The following is a 16,362-nucleotide window of genomic DNA, read 5'->3' as shown; positions in this document are numbered from 1 at the left end:
ATCCCATCGCGCAAAGCCGCTGTCGCGGCGCGAGGAGATCGTGAACACGTTCTAAAATATCGGCCCCAGTTTCGATGAAATGCATACATGTCCGAACAGAATGACACCGCGATATCCGGCACCGATCCCGCGCTTGACGCGCGCGACGAGCAGGTGGTGGCCGACACCGTTGGCTGGCTCGAGAAGGCCGTCATCGGCCTGAACCTGTGCCCGTTCGCAAAGGGCGTGCATTCCAAGGGCCAGATCCACTACGTCGTCAGCCATGCCACGGATGCGCGCGCGCTGGCGGACGATTTGCATCGTGAACTGGAAGCCCTCGCGGAAATCTCGCCGGAAAAGCGCGACACCACGCTGCTGATGGCGCCGGACTGCCTGGAGGATTTCCTTGATTTCAACGATTTTCTCGAACTCGCGGACGATCTGGTCGATGCGCTGGACCTTGGCGGCATTCTGCAGGTGGCGTCGTTCCATCCGCGCTTTCAGTTCGAGGGAACGGATGTGGACGACGTGAGCAACTGCACCAACCGCGCGCCTTATCCCACGCTGCATCTGCTGCGCGAAGACAGCATTGACCGCGCGGTGGAGGCATTCCCTGAAGCGGAGGAGATTTTCGAGCGCAACATCGAGGTGCTGGAGCAACTGGGCAGCAAAGGCTGGAGCGAGCTCGACGTGGGCGCGCACGCCTGCCCGCACGGTCACGGCAAGGTGGTGAAATGAAGCCGCCGGCAAATCCCGGCCAGCGCCGGCCAGGCGAGGCGCAGCAACACGCGCAACGGCATGCTTCCAGGGCGGATGCGGCCAAGGCGGCGGTGCTCGCCGAGCTGCGGCTGGGGCAATCGATCGAGCTGCTCAAGGAGCTGCACATCCTCACGCGCGACGGATTGCTCAACCAGGATTCGCGCCGCAAGCTCAAGCAGGTGTATCACCTCTATCAGTTCATCGAGCCGGTACTGGCGGAGCTGGCGGCTGGAGGGCATGCGCCCACGCTCGCCGACCATGGCGCCGGCAAGTCGTATCTTGGCTTCATCCTTTATGACCTGTTCTTCAAGACCCTGGGGCGCGGAGAGATCTATGGCATCGAGTGGCGCGCGGAACTGGTGGAGCGTTCGCGGGAGCTGGCCGGGCGGCTCGGGTTCGAGCGCATGAAGTTCTTCAATCTCTCGGTGGCGGCATCGGCGCAGTCGCAGGAGCTTCCCGATACCATCGACATGGTCACTGCGCTGCACGCATGCGATACGGCGACGGACGACGCCATCGCCTTCGGCCTGGAGAAAAAGGCGCGCGCCATGGTGCTGGTGCCGTGTTGCCAGGCGGAAGTCGCCGCCTGCCTGCGGCAAGGCAAGGCGCTGCAACTGTCGCGTACTCCGCTGGCCGAGCTGTGGCGCCATCCGATCCACACGCGCGAGATGGGCAGCCAGATCACCAATGTGCTGCGCTGCCTGTATCTGGAGGCCAGCGGCTATCAGGTCACGGTCACGGAATTGGTCGGCTGGGAGCACAGCATGAAAAACGAGCTGATTCTCGCGCGCTACACCGGCCAGAAAAAGCGCAGCGCGCAGGAGCGGCTGACGGCGATCCTCAAGGAGTTCGGGCTGGAGGACGCCCTGGCCGCGCGCTTCGGCCTGGACCGGCAGGCGGCCTGAGCCAGGTATCCATGGCGCGCCTTCCCCGCCTGACGCTGCCTGGTTTCCCGCATCACGCGATTCAGCGGGGGAACAATCGCCAGCCCATCTTCCTGGATGCGGCGGACCGCGAAACGATGTGGAATCTGCTGTGCGAATACGCGCGCCAGCATCAGGTGGCGGTGCATGCCTACGTGCTCATGGACAACCACTTCCACCTGCTCGCCACGCCCCAGGCGGAGCGCGGCCTGGCGCTGCTGATGCAGGCGGTGGGGCGGCGCTATGTGCGCTACTTCAACCAGCGCCATGGCCGCTCGGGCACCCTGTGGGAAGGGCGCTACCGCAGCACCGTCATCCAGGCCGAGCGCCACCTGCTGCCGTGCATGGTCTATCTGGACCTGAATCCCGTGCGCGAGGGCCTGTGCGACGATCCCGCGGATTTCCGCTGGTCGAGCCACGGGCACTACATCGGGCTTCGCACGGACCGGCTGATCACGCCGCATCCGCTGTACTGGGCCCTGGGCAATACGCCGTTCGCGCGCGACGAGGCCTATGCGTCGCTGGTGCGCGAGGGCATCGGCTACGCCGAACAGATGGCGATCACCCATAGCGTGCTCAACGGATGGGCGCTGGGCGATGCGGATTTTCTGGCCTCTTTACAACAATCCACGCCCCGCCGGGTTGCAAAAACCCGTGCCGGGCGGCCTCCGGTGGCTCGCAAGCAAGTCTGAATTTCCGTGGGGATCCTGCGCATCAAATGGGGCTTTTGCTCTTGTATTTGATGTGTCCCTAATAAAAATGCACCAAAAAAGTGAATGATTATTTTGTGTTCTGACCCCAATTAAAGTACTTGGTCTAGCTGTTGCATTGCACTAATCTTGCATTCCCTGCGAAAAATTGAGGAATAGCGCCATGACCACGGCAGCAGAAATCCAGCACCTGCAAGAGCACGGTTTGTATTCGAAGTCCAACGAGCACGACGCGTGCGGCCTGGGCTTCGTCGCCCACATCAAGGGCCAGAAACGCCACGACATCGTGACGGGTGCGCTCAAGATTCTCGAAAACCTCGACCATCGCGGTGCCGTGGGCGCGGACAAGCTCATGGGCGACGGTGCCGGCATCCTCATCCAGATTCCCGACCAGCTCTACCGCGAAGAGATGGCCCGGCAGGGCGTGGAGCTGCCTCCGCCCGGCGAATACGGCGTGGGCATGATCTTCCTGCCCAAGGAACACGCCTCGCGCCTGGCTTGCCAGCAGGAGATGGAGCGCGCCATCAAGGCCGAGGGCCAGGTGCTGCTGGGCTGGCGCGACGTGCCGGTGAACCGCGACATGCCGATGTCTCCCACCGTGCAGGAGAAGGAGCCCATCCTGCGCCAGGTCTTCATCGGCCGCGGCGCCGACGTCATCGTGCAGGATGCGCTCGAGCGCAAGCTGTACGTGATCCGCAAGACGGCCTCTGCCGCCATCCAGAACCTCAAGCTCAAGCACAGCAAGGAATATTACGTGCCGAGCATGAGCAGCCGCACCGTGGTCTACAAGGGCCTGCTGCTGGCCGACCAGGTGGGCGTGTACTACAACGACCTGGCCGACGAGCGCTGCGTCTCGGCCATCGGCCTGGTGCACCAGCGCTTCTCGACCAACACCTTCCCCGAGTGGCCGCTGGCCCACCCCTACCGCTATGTGGCCCACAACGGTGAAATCAACACCGTGCGCGGCAACTACAACTGGATGCTGGCGCGCGAAGGCGTGATGGCCTCTCCCGTGCTGGGCGAAGACCTGCAGAAGCTCTATCCCATCAGCTTTGCCGGCCAGTCCGACACCGCCACCTTCGACAACTGCCTGGAACTGCTGACCATGGCCGGCTACCCCATCAGCCAGGCCGTGATGATGATGATTCCCGAGCCCTGGGAGCAGCACGAGTCCATGGACGAGCGCCGCCGCGCCTTCTATGAATACCACGCCGCCATGATCGAGCCCTGGGACGGCCCGGCCTCCATCGTGTTCACCGATGGCCGCCAGATCGGCGCCACGCTGGACCGCAACGGCCTGCGTCCCTCGCGCTACTGCATCACCGATGACGATATGGTGATCCTGGCTTCCGAAGCCGGCGTGCTGCCCGTGCCCGACAGCAAGATCGTGCGCAAGTGGCGCCTGCAGCCCGGCAAGATGCTGCTGATCGACCTGGAGCAGGGCCGCCTGATCGAGGACGATGAGCTCAAGGCCAACATCGTCAACACCAAGCCCTACAAGCAGTGGATCGAGAACCTGCGCATCAAGCTGGACGACGTGAGCGCGCCCGCCGACGTGCAACTGCCTGTCTCCGCGCTGCCGCTGCTCGAGCGCCAGCAGGCGTTCGGCTTCACGCAGGAGGACATCAAGTTCCTGCTCGCGCCCATGGCCAGGAATGGCGAGGAGGGCATCGGCTCCATGGGCAACGACAGTCCGCTGGCCGTGCTGTCCAGCAAGAACAAGCCGCTGTACAACTACTTCCGCCAGATGTTCGCGCAGGTGACCAACCCGCCGATCGACCCGATCCGCGAAGCCATCGTGATGTCGCTGGTGTCGTTCGTGGGACCGAAGCCCAACCTGCTGGACATCAACCAGGTCAACCCGCCGATGCGCCTGGAGCTGCATCAGCCGATCCTGGACTTCAAGGGCATGGCCAAGCTGCGCGAGATCGAGAAGTACACACACGGCAAGTTCAAGAGCGCAACCATCGACATCACCTATCCGCTGAACTGGGGCAAGGAAGGTGTCGAGGCCAAGCTGGCGTCGCTGTGCGCGCAGGCGGTCGACGAGATCAAGGGCGGTGCGAACATCCTGATCATCAGCGACCGCAACATCTCGGCCACGCAGGTGGCGATTCCGGCGCTGCTCGCGCTCTCGGCCATCCACCAGCATCTGGTGAACGAGGGCCTGCGCACGACGGCGGGGCTGGTGGTGGAAACCGGCTCGGCGCGCGAGGTGCACCACTTCGGCGTGCTCGCGGGTTATGGCGCGGAAGCCGTGCACCCCTATCTCGCGCTTGAAACGCTGGCCGAGATGCACAAGGACATGTCCGGCGACATGTCGGCCGAGAAGGCCATCTACAACTATGTGAAGGCGGTCGGCAAGGGACTCTCCAAGATCATGTCCAAGATGGGTGTGAGCACTTACATGAGCTACTGCGGAGCGCAGCTGTTCGAGGTGGTGGGCCTGAACAGCGAGACGGTGAACAAATACTTCACCGGCACGGCCAGCCGCGTCGAGGGCATTGGCGTGTTCGAGGTGGCTGAGGAGGCCATCCGCAATCACGTGGCGGCCTTCAGCGATGACCCGGTCCTGCAGACCATGCTCGATGCCGGCGGCGAATATGCATGGCGCGCGCGCGGCGAGGAACATATGTGGTCGCCCGACGCGATCGCCAAGCTGCAGCATTCCACGCGCGCCAACAACTGGAGCACATACAAGGAATACGCGCAGATCATCAACGACCAGAGCAAGCGCCACATGACGCTGCGCGGCCTCTTCGAGTTCAAGTTCGACCCCGCGAAGGCGATCGCCGTCGAGGAAGTCGAACCCGCGGCCGAGATCGTCAAGCGCTTTGCCACCGGCGCGATGTCGCTGGGATCGATCTCCACCGAGGCGCATGCCACGCTGGCCGTCGCGATGAACCGCATCGGCGGCAAGAGCAACACGGGCGAGGGCGGCGAGGATCCCAAGCGCTATCGCAACGAGCTCAAGGGCATTCCGATCAAGAAGGGCGAGACCCTGGGCTCGGTCATCGGCAAGGCGCAGGTCGAGTCCGACATCGAGCTGCTCGATGGCGACTCGCTGCGCTCCAGGATCAAGCAGGTGGCCTCGGGCCGCTTTGGCGTGACGGCGGAGTATCTGGTGTCGTCCGATCAGATCCAGATCAAGATGGCGCAAGGCGCGAAGCCTGGCGAGGGCGGCCAGTTGCCGGGCGGCAAGGTGTCCGAATACATCGGCATGCAGCGCTACTCGGTGCCGGGCGTGGGCCTGATTTCGCCGCCGCCGCACCACGACATCTACTCGATCGAGGATCTGGCGCAACTGATCCACGACCTGAAGAACGTGGCGCCGCATGCCGACATCTCGGTGAAGCTGGTGTCCGAAGTGGGCGTGGGCACGATTGCCGCGGGCGTTGCCAAGTGCAAGAGCGACCACGTGGTGATCGCGGGCCACGATGGCGGCACGGGCGCTTCGCCCTGGTCGTCCATCAAGCATGCGGGCTCGCCGTGGGAAATCGGCCTGGCCGAGACGCAGCAGACGCTGGTGCTCAACCGCCTGCGCGGCCGCATCCGCGTGCAGGCAGACGGCCAGATGAAGACCGGCCGCGACGTGGTGATCGGCGCGCTGCTGGGCGCTGACGAGTTCGGCTTCGCCACCGCGCCGCTGGTGGTCGAGGGCTGCATCATGATGCGCAAGTGCCACCTCAACACCTGCCCCGTCGGCGTTGCGACGCAGGACCCGCAACTGCGCAAGAAGTTCTCGGGCCGGCCCGAGCACGTGGTGAACTACTTCTTCTTCATCGCCGAGGAAGTCCGCCAGATCATGGCGCAATTGGGCATCCGCACGTTCGACGAGCTCATCGGCCGCGCCGACCTGCTCGACACCCGCAAGGGCGTGGAGCACTGGAAAGCCCAGGGCCTGGATTTCTCGCGCCTGTTCGCGCTGGCTCCGGTGCCGCAGGACGTGCCCCGCTACCACGTCGAGAAGCAGGATCACAAGCTGGAGTCAGCGCTTGACGTGAAGCTCATCGAGCGCTGCCAGCCCGCCATCCAGAATGGCGAGAATGTGCGCATCATGGAAGTGGCGCGCAACGTGAACCGTTCCGTCGGGGCGATGCTCTCGGGCGCGGTCACCAAGGTGCACCCCGAAGGGCTGCCGGATGACACCATCCGCATCCATTTCGAAGGCACGGGCGGCCAGTCGTTCGGCGCGTTCCTCTGCAAGGGCATCACGCTGAACGTGTCCGGCGAGGCCAATGACTACACCGGCAAGGGCCTGTCGGGCGGCCGCATCGTCGTGCGCCCGAGCCACGAGTTCCGGGGCTCATCGACGGCCAACACCATCGTCGGCAATACGGTGATGTTCGGCGCGACACGCGGCGAGGCTTTCTTCGCGGGCGTGGCCGGCGAGCGCTTCGCGGTGCGCCTGTCGGGCGCGACGGCGGTGGTCGAAGGCGTGGGCGACCATGGCTGTGAATACATGACCGGCGGCACCGTCGTCGTGTTGGGCAAGACCGGCCGCAACTTCGCGGCGGGCATGAGCGGCGGCGTGGCGTATGTCTATGACGAGGATGGCCGTTTCGATTCGCGCTGCAACATGTCGATGGTGACGCTCGAGCGCATCCTCCCGGCGGAGGAGCAGGCCGCGACGGTGGGCCGTGGCGTATGGCACCGCGACCAGACCGACGAGGCGCAGCTCAAGAAGCTGCTGGAGGACCATGCCCGCTGGACCGGCAGCCGCCGCGCCCGCGAGTTGCTGGACAACTGGGCCGCATCGCGCAGCAAGTTCGTGAAGGTGTTCCCGACCGAATACAAGCGCGCGCTGTCGGAAATTTATGAACGCAAGGTGCTGGAGGAGCCCGAGACGCCCGCCGTGGCGGCCAAGGCCAAGAAGGAGGTTGCCGTTCCCGCGAAGTGATCGTGGGGAGCGCAGCAGTTTCCGCATCAGCACCAATTCATAAATTCAAGGACACCACGATCATGGGAAAGACCACCGGCTTCATGGAATATGAGCGCATCGAAGAGGGCTACGAGCCCGTAGCGAAGCGCCTGAAGAACTACAAGGAATTCGTCATCGGCCTGAACGACGAGCAGGCCCGCATCCAGGGCGCGCGCTGCATGGACTGCGGCACGCCGTTCTGCAACAACGGCTGCCCGGTCAACAACATCATTCCGGATTTCAACGATCTCGTTTATCACCAGGACTGGAAGAGCGCGATCACGGTGCTGCACAGCACCAACAACTTCCCGGAATTCACCGGCCGCATCTGCCCCGCGCCCTGCGAGGCGGCCTGCACGCTGAATATCAACAGCGCGCCCATCGGCATCAAGTCGATCGAGCATGCGATCATCGACCGTGCGTGGGAAGAAGGCTGGGTTCAGCCGCAGCCAGCCAGGCACAGGACCGGCAAGAAGGTCGCCGTGGTGGGCGCGGGACCCGCCGGCATGGCGGCGGCGCAGCAACTGGCGCGCGCTGGCCACGACGTGACGCTGTTCGAGAAGAACGACCGCATCGGCGGCCTGCTGCGCTATGGCATCCCTGACTTCAAGATGGAGAAGTCGCACATCGACCGCCGTGCCGGACAGCTCGAGGCCGAGGGCGTGACGATCCGCACCGGCGTGTTCATCGGCAGCGCCAAGGATGGGCTGGGCAAAGGCTCCAAGGTCACGAACTGGGCCAAGGAAACCGTCACGCCCGAAGCGCTGCACAAGGAATTCGACGCGGTGCTGCTCACCGGCGGCGCCGAGCAGTCGCGCGACCTGCCCGTGCCGGGGCGCGAGCTCGACGGCATCCATTTCGCAATGGAGTTCCTGCCGCAGCAGAACAAGGTGAACGCGGGTGACAAGCTCAAGGGCCAGATCCGCGCCGACGGCAAGCACGTCATCGTGATCGGCGGCGGCGATACTGGCTCCGACTGCGTGGGCACCTCCAACCGCCACGGCGCGGCCAGCGTCACGCAGTTCGAGCTCATGCCCATGCCGCCCGAGCACGAGAACAAGCCGCTCGTGTGGCCCTACTGGCCCTACAAGCTGCGCACCTCCTCCAGCCATGAAGAAGGTTGCGATCGCGAGTTCGCCATCGCCACCAAGGAATTCATCGGCGAGAAGGGCAAGGTCACCGCGCTCAAGACCGTGCGCATCGAAATGAAGGACGGCAAGATCACCGAAGTGCCTGGCACCGAGCAGACGCTCCAGGCCGACCTGGTGTTGCTGGCAATGGGTTTCGTGAGTCCGGTCGCCGCCGTGCTCGACGCCTTCGGCGTGGAAAAGGATGCGCGCGGCAACGCCCGCGCCAGCACCGACTTCCTGGGCGGCTACGCCACCAGCGTGGACAAGGTGTTTGCCGCGGGCGACATGCGCCGCGGCCAGTCGCTCGTGGTGTGGGCGATCCGCGAAGGCCGCCAGGCCGCGCGTGCCGTGGACGAGTTCCTCATGGGCGCGAGCGAATTGCCACGCTGAGCCACGGATCCCGGACGCTCAAGCCAAAACGCCCGCGGCCTTGAACGGCGCGGGCGTTTTTACTTGGGGGCGCGCACAGCCGCGCTGTGCGACGGCTCTATTGCGCGGTGTAGCCGCCATCCACCATGAGCGAACTGCCGTTGACGAAAGACGATTGATCGCTGGCCAGGAACAGCACGCACTCCGCCACTTCCTGCGCGCGCCCAAGGCGTCCCATGGGATGCAGCTTGATCAGCTCGGCCTTGCCGGCCTCTGGAATGTCCTTGAGCAATGGCGTGTCGATGTAGCCCGGGCAGACCGCGTTGACGCGGATGCCCTTGGCGCCATAGTCGATGCCCAGGGTCTGGGTCAGGAGCTTGACGCCGCCCTTGGCCGCCGCATAACCGGTCACGCCTGATTTGCCCACGTGGCTGTGGATGGAGCCGCAGTTGACGATCACGCCACCGCCGCCTTGCCGCAGCATTTGCTCGATGGCGTATTTGTCGCAGAGATACACGCCGGTGAGATTGATGTCGATGAGGCGCTGCCAGGACTCTTCCGTGAGCTGCCCGATGGGCGCGTCGTTTCCCACGCCGGCGTTGGCGAACATGACGTCCAGCCGGCCGAAGGCCTCGACCGTCTGGCGGATCATCTGCTGGACCTCGCCGGTGTTCCTCACATCCAGCTGGCAGAACAGTGCGGGCTTGCCCGCCTGCTTCAACTCATCGGCCACCGCCTGGCCGTGGGCCGAATGGTCCGCGACGACGACCTTTGCTCCCTCGTTGGCAAACGCATGGACGCTCGCCAGACCGATGCCGCTCGCTCCGCCTGTGACAATGACGACCTTGTTCTTGAATCGGTCCATGGACAACTCCTTTGCATTGGTTCGGAAATTTGTGCGACCCCCTGAGCATCAGCGCCGAAACCCGCGCCGCGGGCGCCAAGGGTGAGACCAGTTTATGACGCATGGATCAGTGCCGATTGCCAAAGCGCAGGAACGCGGAGGGTTTTGCAGTCCCAGGCTGGAGTGGAGCGCCTGAGTTCGTGGAGCACGGCGGAAAACCCATCCCGGGCCATTGCGTCGCGCCGGGCTCTGCGCACAAGGCAAAACGCGCCGCAACCCCGAAGGATTGCGGCGCGTTGCCGTGTCTGGTGGGCCCTGAGTGACTCGAACACTCGACCAACGGATTAAGAGTCCGCTGCTCTACCAACTGAGCTAAGAGCCCTTAGCGTTTTCACTCAAGGTCTTGAGCGAAGACTCAGATTATACAACGAAATTTCCGGATGAAATGCCCGCTGCGGTTTTTCTGGCTGATGGCGACCGGGCGATTGACAATCCGCGCAGTCATTGAAAAACCCGCCGGGGCAGTGACGCTGTAGCGGGTTTCATGATTTGGTGGGCCCTGAGTGACTCGAACACTCGACCAACGGATTAAGAGTCCGCTGCTCTACCAACTGAGCTAAGAGCCCGAAAACGTTTCAGCGTATTGAACTGAAGCAGCTATTATGCACCATTTTTTTGCGCCGCCGGGAAAACCCGGGAGTTTTTTCCTGGCAGCCAGGGGTGATGCGCGGACTGGGGCCTACATCAACAGATGCTCGCCCGCGTTGTCGCCGCCCAGGATCACGTAGTTCACCTTGCGGATGTCCATGAGCTTCTTGCCGCCGGCGTAGCTGATGGAGGACTGGACGTCCTGCTCCATCTCGGTCAACGTATCGGCCAGCTTGCCCTTGACCGGCTCGAGGATGCGCTTGCCTTCGACGTGCTTGTATTCGCCCTTGTTGAAGTCCGAGGCGGAGCCGTAGTACTCCTTGAACACCTGGCCGTTTTCCTCGACGGTGTTGCCGGGCGATTCTTCGTGGCCCGCGAACAGCGAGCCGATCATCACCATGCTCGCGCCGAAGCGGATGCTCTTGGCGATGTCTCCGTGGCTGCGGATGCCGCCGTCGGCGATGATGGGCTTGGTTGCAACGCGCGCGCACCACTTGAGCGCGGAGAGCTGCCAGCCGCCCGTGCCGAAGCCGGTCTTGAGCTTGGTGATGCAGACCTTGCCGGGGCCGATGCCGACCTTGGTGGCGTCCGCGCCCCAGTTCTCCAGGTCGATCACGGCCTCGGGCGTGCCCACGTTGCCGGCGATCACGAATGCCTTGGGCAGCTTGGACTTCAGGTAGGCGATCATGTTCTTCACGCTGTCGGCATGGCCGTGCGCGATGTCGATGGTCACGTATTCGGGGCACATGCCTTCGGCAACGAAGCGGTCGACGGTGTCGTAGTCGGGCTTCTTCACGCCCAGCGAGATCGAGGCGAAGCAACCCTTGGCCTGCATTTCCTTCACGAACTGGACGTTGTCCAGGTCAAAGCGGTGCATGACGTAGAAATAGCCGTTCTGCGCAAGCCAGGTGCAGATTTTCTCGTCCACCACGGTCTTCATGTTCGCCGGGACGGCCGGCAGGCGGAAGGTGCGGCCGCCGAGCTCGACGCTGGCATCGCATTCCGAGCGGCTTTCCACGCGGCACTTGCGGGGCAGCAGCAGGACGTTGTCGTAGTCAAAAATTTCCATGGTCTTACCAAGCTCCTATCGATATGAAAACAAGAAGGGCGCTTGGTCTGGCAACCGGTATCCGTGGCGCATGCGGCTTTCGCGCGGGCACAAAAAACCGGGCCAAGAAATCTTGGGCCCGGTGATTAATTCTAATGAGATTTCGACAGGCATGGAATGGCGCACGCATCCGTATGGATATTGGCCGGCGGCAGGGCGGATGCATGGCCCGCCAAAAGCGCGGCGGCCGTGGGGCTTTCTACAATGGGGGCATGCTTCCAAAAGATATGTTTCCCGCCCGCCCCGAAGGCCTTTTCAGTGACCCGCCGGCGGCAGCCGGGCACGCGCCGTCGCCGCTGCTGCAGGGGTTGAATGACGAGCAGCTTGCCGCCGTCACCCTGCCCGCCGGCCACGCGCTGATTCTTGCGGGGGCGGGGTCGGGCAAGACGCGCGTGCTCACCACGCGTATCGCGTGGCTGTTGCAGAACGGCCATGCCACGCCTGGCAGCATCCTGGCGGTGACCTTCACGAACAAGGCGGCAAAGGAGATGCTCACGCGGCTCTCGGCCATGCTGCCCGTGAATGTGCGCGGCATGTGGATCGGCACGTTTCACGGGCTGTGCAACCGCCTGCTGCGCGCGCATCACAGGCTGGCGGGCCTGCCGCAGACCTTCCAGATCCTCGACGCGCAGGATCAGCTCTCGGCGATCAAGCGGCTGTGCAAGCAATTCAATGTGGACGAGGAGCGCTTTCCGCCCAAGCAGCTCGCGTACTACATCGCCAACTGCAAGGAAGAAGGCATGCGCCCCGGCGATGTGCCTACGCATGATGCGGACAGCCGCAGGAAGGTGGAGATCTACCAGCTCTACGAAGAGCAGTGCCAGCGCGAAGGCGTCGTCGATTTTGGCGAGCTGATGCTGCGCTCCTATGAACTGCTGCGGGACAATGATCCCGTGCGCGAACACTATCAGCGGCGTTTCCAGCACATCCTCGTCGATGAGTTCCAGGACACCAACCGCCTGCAGTATGCATGGCTCAAGCAGATGGCGGGCGACGTGGTGGATGGCCGTCTGCATACGCGCGGCAGCGTGCTGGCCGTCGGGGATGACGACCAGAGCATCTACGCGTTTCGCGGCGCGCGCGTGGGCAACATGGCCGACTTCGTGCGCGAGTTCGATGTGCAAAGGCAGATCAAGCTGGAGCAGAACTACCGCTCCTACAGCAACATCCTTGATTCCGCGAACGAGCTCATCTCGCACAACAGCCGGCGCCTTGGCAAGAATCTGCGCACCGATCAAGGGCCGGGCGAGCCGGTGCGCGTATACGAGGCGCCCAGCGATCTCGATGAAGCGCAGTGGATGGTCGAGGAGATCCGGCAACTGGTGAAGAACGACGGCTTCGAGCGCCGCGAGATCGCCATCCTCTATCGCAGCAATGCGCAGAGCCGCGTGATCGAGTCCGCCTTGTTCAACGCCGGCGTTCCCTACCGCGTGTATGGGGGGCTGCGGTTTTTCGAGCGCGCGGAAATCAAGCACGCGCTCGCCTATCTGCGCCTGCTGGAGAATCCCAACGACGACACGAGTTTCTCGCGCGTGGTGAATTTCCCGCCGCGCGGCATCGGCGCGCGCAGCATCGAGGTGCTGCAGGATGCGGCGCGCGGCGCGGGTTGTTCGCTGCATGACGCGGTGAGCGCGGTGCCCGGCAAGGCCGGAGCCAATCTGGGCGCTTTCGTGGCGATGCTCGACGTGCTGCGTGAGCAGACGCACGGACAGAATCTGCGTGGAATCATCGGGCAGGTGCTGGAGACCAGCGGCCTCGTCGAGCACTATCGCAACGACAAGGAAGGCGCGGATCGCATCGAGAACCTGGACGAGCTGATCAACGCCGCCGAGAGTTTCGTCACGCAGGAGGGCTTTGGCCGGGACGCCGTCGCGCTGCCGCTCGATGAGCACGGCCAGCCGCTGACGCAAAGCCCAGCCAGCCAGGGGCTGGACCCCGATCGGCCCTTGCTGGACGAGCCTTTGAAGAACATGCCCAAGAGCGCCATGGTGGATGCGGATACCGGCGAGACCTTGTCGCCGCTGGCTGCCTTCCTCACGCATGCTGCGCTGGAGGCGGGCGACAACCAGGCGCAGGCCGGGCAGGACGCGGTGCAGCTCATGACGGTGCATGCGAGCAAGGGGCTGGAGTTCGACTGCGTGTTCATCGGCGGTCTGGAGGAGGGCCTGTTCCCGCATGAGAACGCGATGAGCGACCGGGACGGGCTCGAGGAAGAGCGGCGCCTCATGTACGTGGCGATCACCCGCGCGCGCAAGCGCCTGTATTTGAGCCACTCGCAGACGCGCATGCTGCATGGTCAGACGCGCTATCACATCAAGAGCCGGTTTTTCGACGAGCTGCCCGAGCCCGCGCTCAAGTGGATCACGCCGCGGCAGTCGGCCTTTGGCACCTACAGGCCCGATGGCGGCGGCAACCATGGGGGGCGATATGGCGGCGGATCCGGCCTGCGCTCCGAAGTGTTTGCGAGCCCGGCCGTTCCTCGTCAAAAGGCGGCGCCATCGCACGGCCTGCAGGTCGGCACCCCGGTGTTTCACAACAAGTTCGGCGAGGGCAAGGTGCTGGCCCTGGAGGGCGCGGGTGACGACGCGCGCGCGCAGGTCAACTTCCCGCGCCACGGCACCAAATGGCTGGCGCTGGCCGTCGCCAAGCTGACGATCGTCGAGTAGTCGCAAAGAGGAAAAGCGGGTCTGGCCCGCTTTCCCTCCTTCGCTGCCGCCCAGGCGCAATGCCCGGCGCGATCAGCTCTTCATCGACGGTTGGGCGGGCGTGCCCGTCAGGTAGCCGACCGCCGCGCCGGCCTTGTTCCTGTAGTTGGCCCTGATCAGCGGATCCAGTGTTTCCTTGACCACGTTGTGGATGCCGCCCCAGTCGCCGGCGTGCTGGAAGTTGCTCATCACGTAGGTCCAGCCGTTGATTTCATCCACGGCGTGCAGGCCCGTGGATTCTCCGCCCGCGGGGATCGACATGATGCGCGAGAGCGTCCTGGTGTCGATGTTGTAGGCCCACAGGAAGTTGTTGACGTGCTGGCTGGAGTCTTCGCCGATGAACAGGGTGCGCATCTTTTCCGAGAACTTGAGGTTGTCGGGGTTGGCGATCTTGTTGGGGTTGCCGGTATTGCCCAGCGTGTCGGCCGTGATGTCCTCGCCAGCGAGCAGCGCCCGGGTGTCCACCGGCATCCATTCGCTGTCGATGGCCGCGCCGGATGTGTCCTTCTGGCCGCCGCGCAGGTTCAGCGCCATCACCACGCCCGCGTTGAGCGCCTTGGGAATGGAGATGCCATTGCCTGGAACGTTGGCGGCGTTGCCGTCCACCATCGACGACTGGCAGTTCTGCAGCGCGGAGTAGGCGACCTTGTCCTTGGCGTTGACGGTGGTGCCTTCCATCTTGGTGAAGCCCATGCTGGCGCCCTTGTAGGCGGCGTAGCGGTGGGTTTCGAGGAAGGCGGCGGCCTTGTCCATGCCGGGGTTGATCTTGATCCACTCGGTCTTGCCGTTGGCCACGATCTTGGTGTAGCTGGAGTCGCTGGGGTCGGTCTTGGACACGGTCATGATGTCCGTGGGCTTGAGCGTGTTGGCCAGGTTTTCGATTTCGGCGCTGGTGGCCGAGCCCAGCTTGATCCAGGTCAGCGGCGCGGCGCTCTTGGCGGCGGGGTCGATGGAGAAGCCCGCGCCGACCTTGGCGGCGTACAGCGTGCCTGAGGACAGGTCTTTTTCCTTGTCGGCGACGAAGACGAAGTAGCCGCTGTTGGTGGCGTCGTCACCCATGAGCGCGGTGCGCTGGTCGGGCATGACCTGCACCAGCTCGTGCGAGATGCGGCCCATGCAGAAGTGCTTCTTGATGGTGGCCGTGCCGTCGACATTGACGATCACTTCGGGCATGTGGCCGTAGTGGTAGGGGTTGGCCTTGCTGGAGTCGCCGTAGAGGTTCTGGCTATAGGCCTGGAACATGGTGTTGCTGGCGATGCTGAAGGCATCGGGCTCGTACTCTTCCGAGGACAGATGAGTGCCCCAGGGCGACAGGCTGGCGCCGCAGGTGATCCACAGGCCGTGCACCTTGGAGGTGTCCACGTTGTGGTACTTGACCAGGCTGAGCTTGCCGGTGGTCTGATCCTGGTCCAGCGTCAGCACGGCAATGGGCGAGGGCAGCTTGCCGTACATGTCGGTCTTGCCGTCCTGCGCCCAGGTGGTGTATTCGAACTGCACGACAGCGAAAACGGGCTTGCCTTTCACGCCGTCCACCTTGGCGTCGGCCACGGTCAGCAGCGAGGTGCCATCCGGGGAGTCCGAGAAATACTGCCGCTCGCTGCCGGCGACGGTGGCATCCACGATGGGCTGGTTGTTGATGTCCACGTAGCCGCCAGCGAGAATCTTGCCGCCTTTGCCGTCGCTGACCATGTCGCCGGTGATGAAGAACGGCTGGTAGGCCAGGTTGTAGGACTCGGTGGAGTCGTCATCGAAGACGACGTTCATGACCGATCCGACGCTGGTGGTCGCCATGGCGGCGGGCGCCTGCAGCGTGGGGGCGGCCATGCCGGTGAAGCTGACCGACTTGAAGGCGGCGCTGCCGCCGCCGCCGCCGCCGCCGCACGCGGACAGGAGAGTTGTTGCGCAAGCGCTCGCGCCCAGCGGAAGCAGGGGGATGCCGGCGAGCATTTGCAGGGTTTTGCGACGGGTGGGCAGTGGGGTGTTGGACATCGTGCTGTTCGTTGTGGGGATGAAACTCTTGCGCTGCCCGGCAAGGGGCGGCGGCAATGCGAAACGAGAAGCAGGGGATGTCCGCCTGGACGCATGCCATCCCTCGCTCTCTTGCATGCATCCTAGAAAGCGGTGATGACAGTGGATTGACGAAAGCGTGACGTTTTCGTGTCGGGTTTGGCGCGTCAGAACGTGTTCACGATCTCCTCGCGCCGCGACAGCGGCTTTGCGGGATGGGATGCAAGGCGCAATACCGCAGCAATAGCCATGCTATTGC

At 64.0% G+C, this 16,362-nt stretch carries 9 protein-coding genes and 2 tRNA genes; 6 read left to right on the top strand and 5 right to left on the bottom strand.

Annotated features, from left to right (window positions below; translation table 11 throughout):
* The first annotated feature begins 87 nt into the window (after positions 1–87).
* The 5 genes from ABWP92_RS11590 (at position 88) to ABWP92_RS11570 (ending at position 8,812) form a co-directional block, all read left to right on the top strand.
* A complete protein-coding gene (locus ABWP92_RS11590; protein WP_353235536.1) occupies positions 88–717 on the top strand; it encodes a DUF1415 domain-containing protein in 630 nt (209 codons plus the stop codon).
* Positions 714–1,643, top strand: coding sequence for a class I SAM-dependent methyltransferase (locus ABWP92_RS11585; RefSeq protein WP_353235535.1), 930 nt, complete (start codon positions 714–716; stop codon positions 1,641–1,643). Before ABWP92_RS11590 ends, ABWP92_RS11585 begins: the two co-directional genes overlap by 4 nt.
* An 11-nt stretch (positions 1,644–1,654) precedes the next feature.
* Positions 1,655–2,353 carry a transposase gene (locus ABWP92_RS11580; RefSeq protein WP_353235534.1) on the top strand — a complete coding sequence of 233 codons (699 nt, stop codon included), beginning with the start codon at positions 1,655–1,657 and terminating at the stop codon, positions 2,351–2,353.
* 181 nt (positions 2,354–2,534) lie between these two features.
* On the top strand, positions 2,535–7,271 hold the full coding sequence (locus tag ABWP92_RS11575) for a glutamate synthase-related protein (protein WP_353235533.1): 4,737 nt from the start codon (positions 2,535–2,537) through the stop codon (positions 7,269–7,271).
* Positions 7,272–7,333: 62 nt separating this feature from the next.
* Positions 7,334–8,812 carry a glutamate synthase subunit beta gene (locus ABWP92_RS11570; RefSeq protein WP_353235532.1) on the top strand — a complete coding sequence of 493 codons (1,479 nt, stop codon included), beginning with the start codon at positions 7,334–7,336 and terminating at the stop codon, positions 8,810–8,812.
* 97 nt (positions 8,813–8,909) lie between these two features.
* Here the strand turns inward: ABWP92_RS11570 and ABWP92_RS11565 are convergent, their stop codons facing one another.
* The 4 genes from ABWP92_RS11565 to ABWP92_RS11550 form a co-directional block, all read right to left on the bottom strand.
* Positions 8,910–9,656, bottom strand: a complete 747-nt coding sequence (locus ABWP92_RS11565) for an SDR family NAD(P)-dependent oxidoreductase (RefSeq protein WP_353235531.1) — start codon at positions 9,654–9,656, stop codon at positions 8,910–8,912.
* A 285-nt stretch (positions 9,657–9,941) separates the two neighbouring features.
* Positions 9,942–10,017, bottom strand: a tRNA-Lys gene (locus ABWP92_RS11560).
* 168 nt (positions 10,018–10,185) lie between these two features.
* Positions 10,186–10,261 (bottom strand) — tRNA-Lys (locus tag ABWP92_RS11555).
* Between the two features lie 113 nt (positions 10,262–10,374).
* Entirely contained in the window at positions 10,375–11,352 is a 978-nt protein-coding gene (locus ABWP92_RS11550; RefSeq protein ID WP_353235530.1) for a GMP reductase, read from the bottom strand.
* A gap of 251 nt (positions 11,353–11,603) precedes the next feature.
* Between ABWP92_RS11550 and ABWP92_RS11545 the strand changes: the two genes are divergently transcribed.
* Positions 11,604–14,057, top strand: coding sequence for a UvrD-helicase domain-containing protein (locus ABWP92_RS11545; protein WP_353235529.1), 2,454 nt, complete (start codon positions 11,604–11,606; stop codon positions 14,055–14,057).
* A gap of 72 nt (positions 14,058–14,129) precedes the next feature.
* Here the strand turns inward: ABWP92_RS11545 and ABWP92_RS11540 are convergent, their stop codons facing one another.
* Positions 14,130–16,085: a PhoX family protein gene (locus ABWP92_RS11540; protein WP_353235528.1), complete on the bottom strand. Its 1,956-nt coding sequence runs from the start codon at positions 16,083–16,085 to the stop codon at positions 14,130–14,132.
* Between the last annotated feature and the right edge of the window lie 277 nt (positions 16,086–16,362).

This window comes from Diaphorobacter ruginosibacter, assembly GCF_040396215.1.
Lineage (GTDB): Bacteria > Pseudomonadota > Gammaproteobacteria > Burkholderiales > Burkholderiaceae_C > Diaphorobacter_A > Diaphorobacter_A ruginosibacter_A.
The sequence above is the reverse complement of the archived record's forward strand: the minus strand, read 5'-3'. Positions and strand labels throughout refer to the sequence as shown.

Bases quoted from the DNA above. Each gene is read 5' to 3' on its own strand.
- ABWP92_RS11580 (WP_353235534.1), top strand. From the start codon at position 1,655: ATGGCGCGCCTTCCCCGCCTGACGCTGCCTGGTTTCCCGCATCACGCG.
- ABWP92_RS11575 (WP_353235533.1), top strand. From the start codon at position 2,535: ATGACCACGGCAGCAGAAATCCAGCACCTGCAAGAGCACGGTTTGTAT.
- ABWP92_RS11585 (WP_353235535.1), top strand. From the start codon at position 714: ATGAAGCCGCCGGCAAATCCCGGCCAGCGCCGGCCAGGCGAGGCGCAG.
- ABWP92_RS11565 (WP_353235531.1), bottom strand. From the start codon at position 9,656: ATGGACCGATTCAAGAACAAGGTCGTCATTGTCACAGGCGGAGCGAGC.
- ABWP92_RS11540 (WP_353235528.1), bottom strand. From the start codon at position 16,085: ATGTCCAACACCCCACTGCCCACCCGTCGCAAAACCCTGCAAATGCTC.
- ABWP92_RS11545 (WP_353235529.1), top strand. From the start codon at position 11,604: ATGCTTCCAAAAGATATGTTTCCCGCCCGCCCCGAAGGCCTTTTCAGT.
- ABWP92_RS11590 (WP_353235536.1), top strand. From the start codon at position 88: ATGTCCGAACAGAATGACACCGCGATATCCGGCACCGATCCCGCGCTT.
- ABWP92_RS11570 (WP_353235532.1), top strand. From the start codon at position 7,334: ATGGGAAAGACCACCGGCTTCATGGAATATGAGCGCATCGAAGAGGGC.
- ABWP92_RS11550 (WP_353235530.1), bottom strand. From the start codon at position 11,352: ATGGAAATTTTTGACTACGACAACGTCCTGCTGCTGCCCCGCAAGTGC.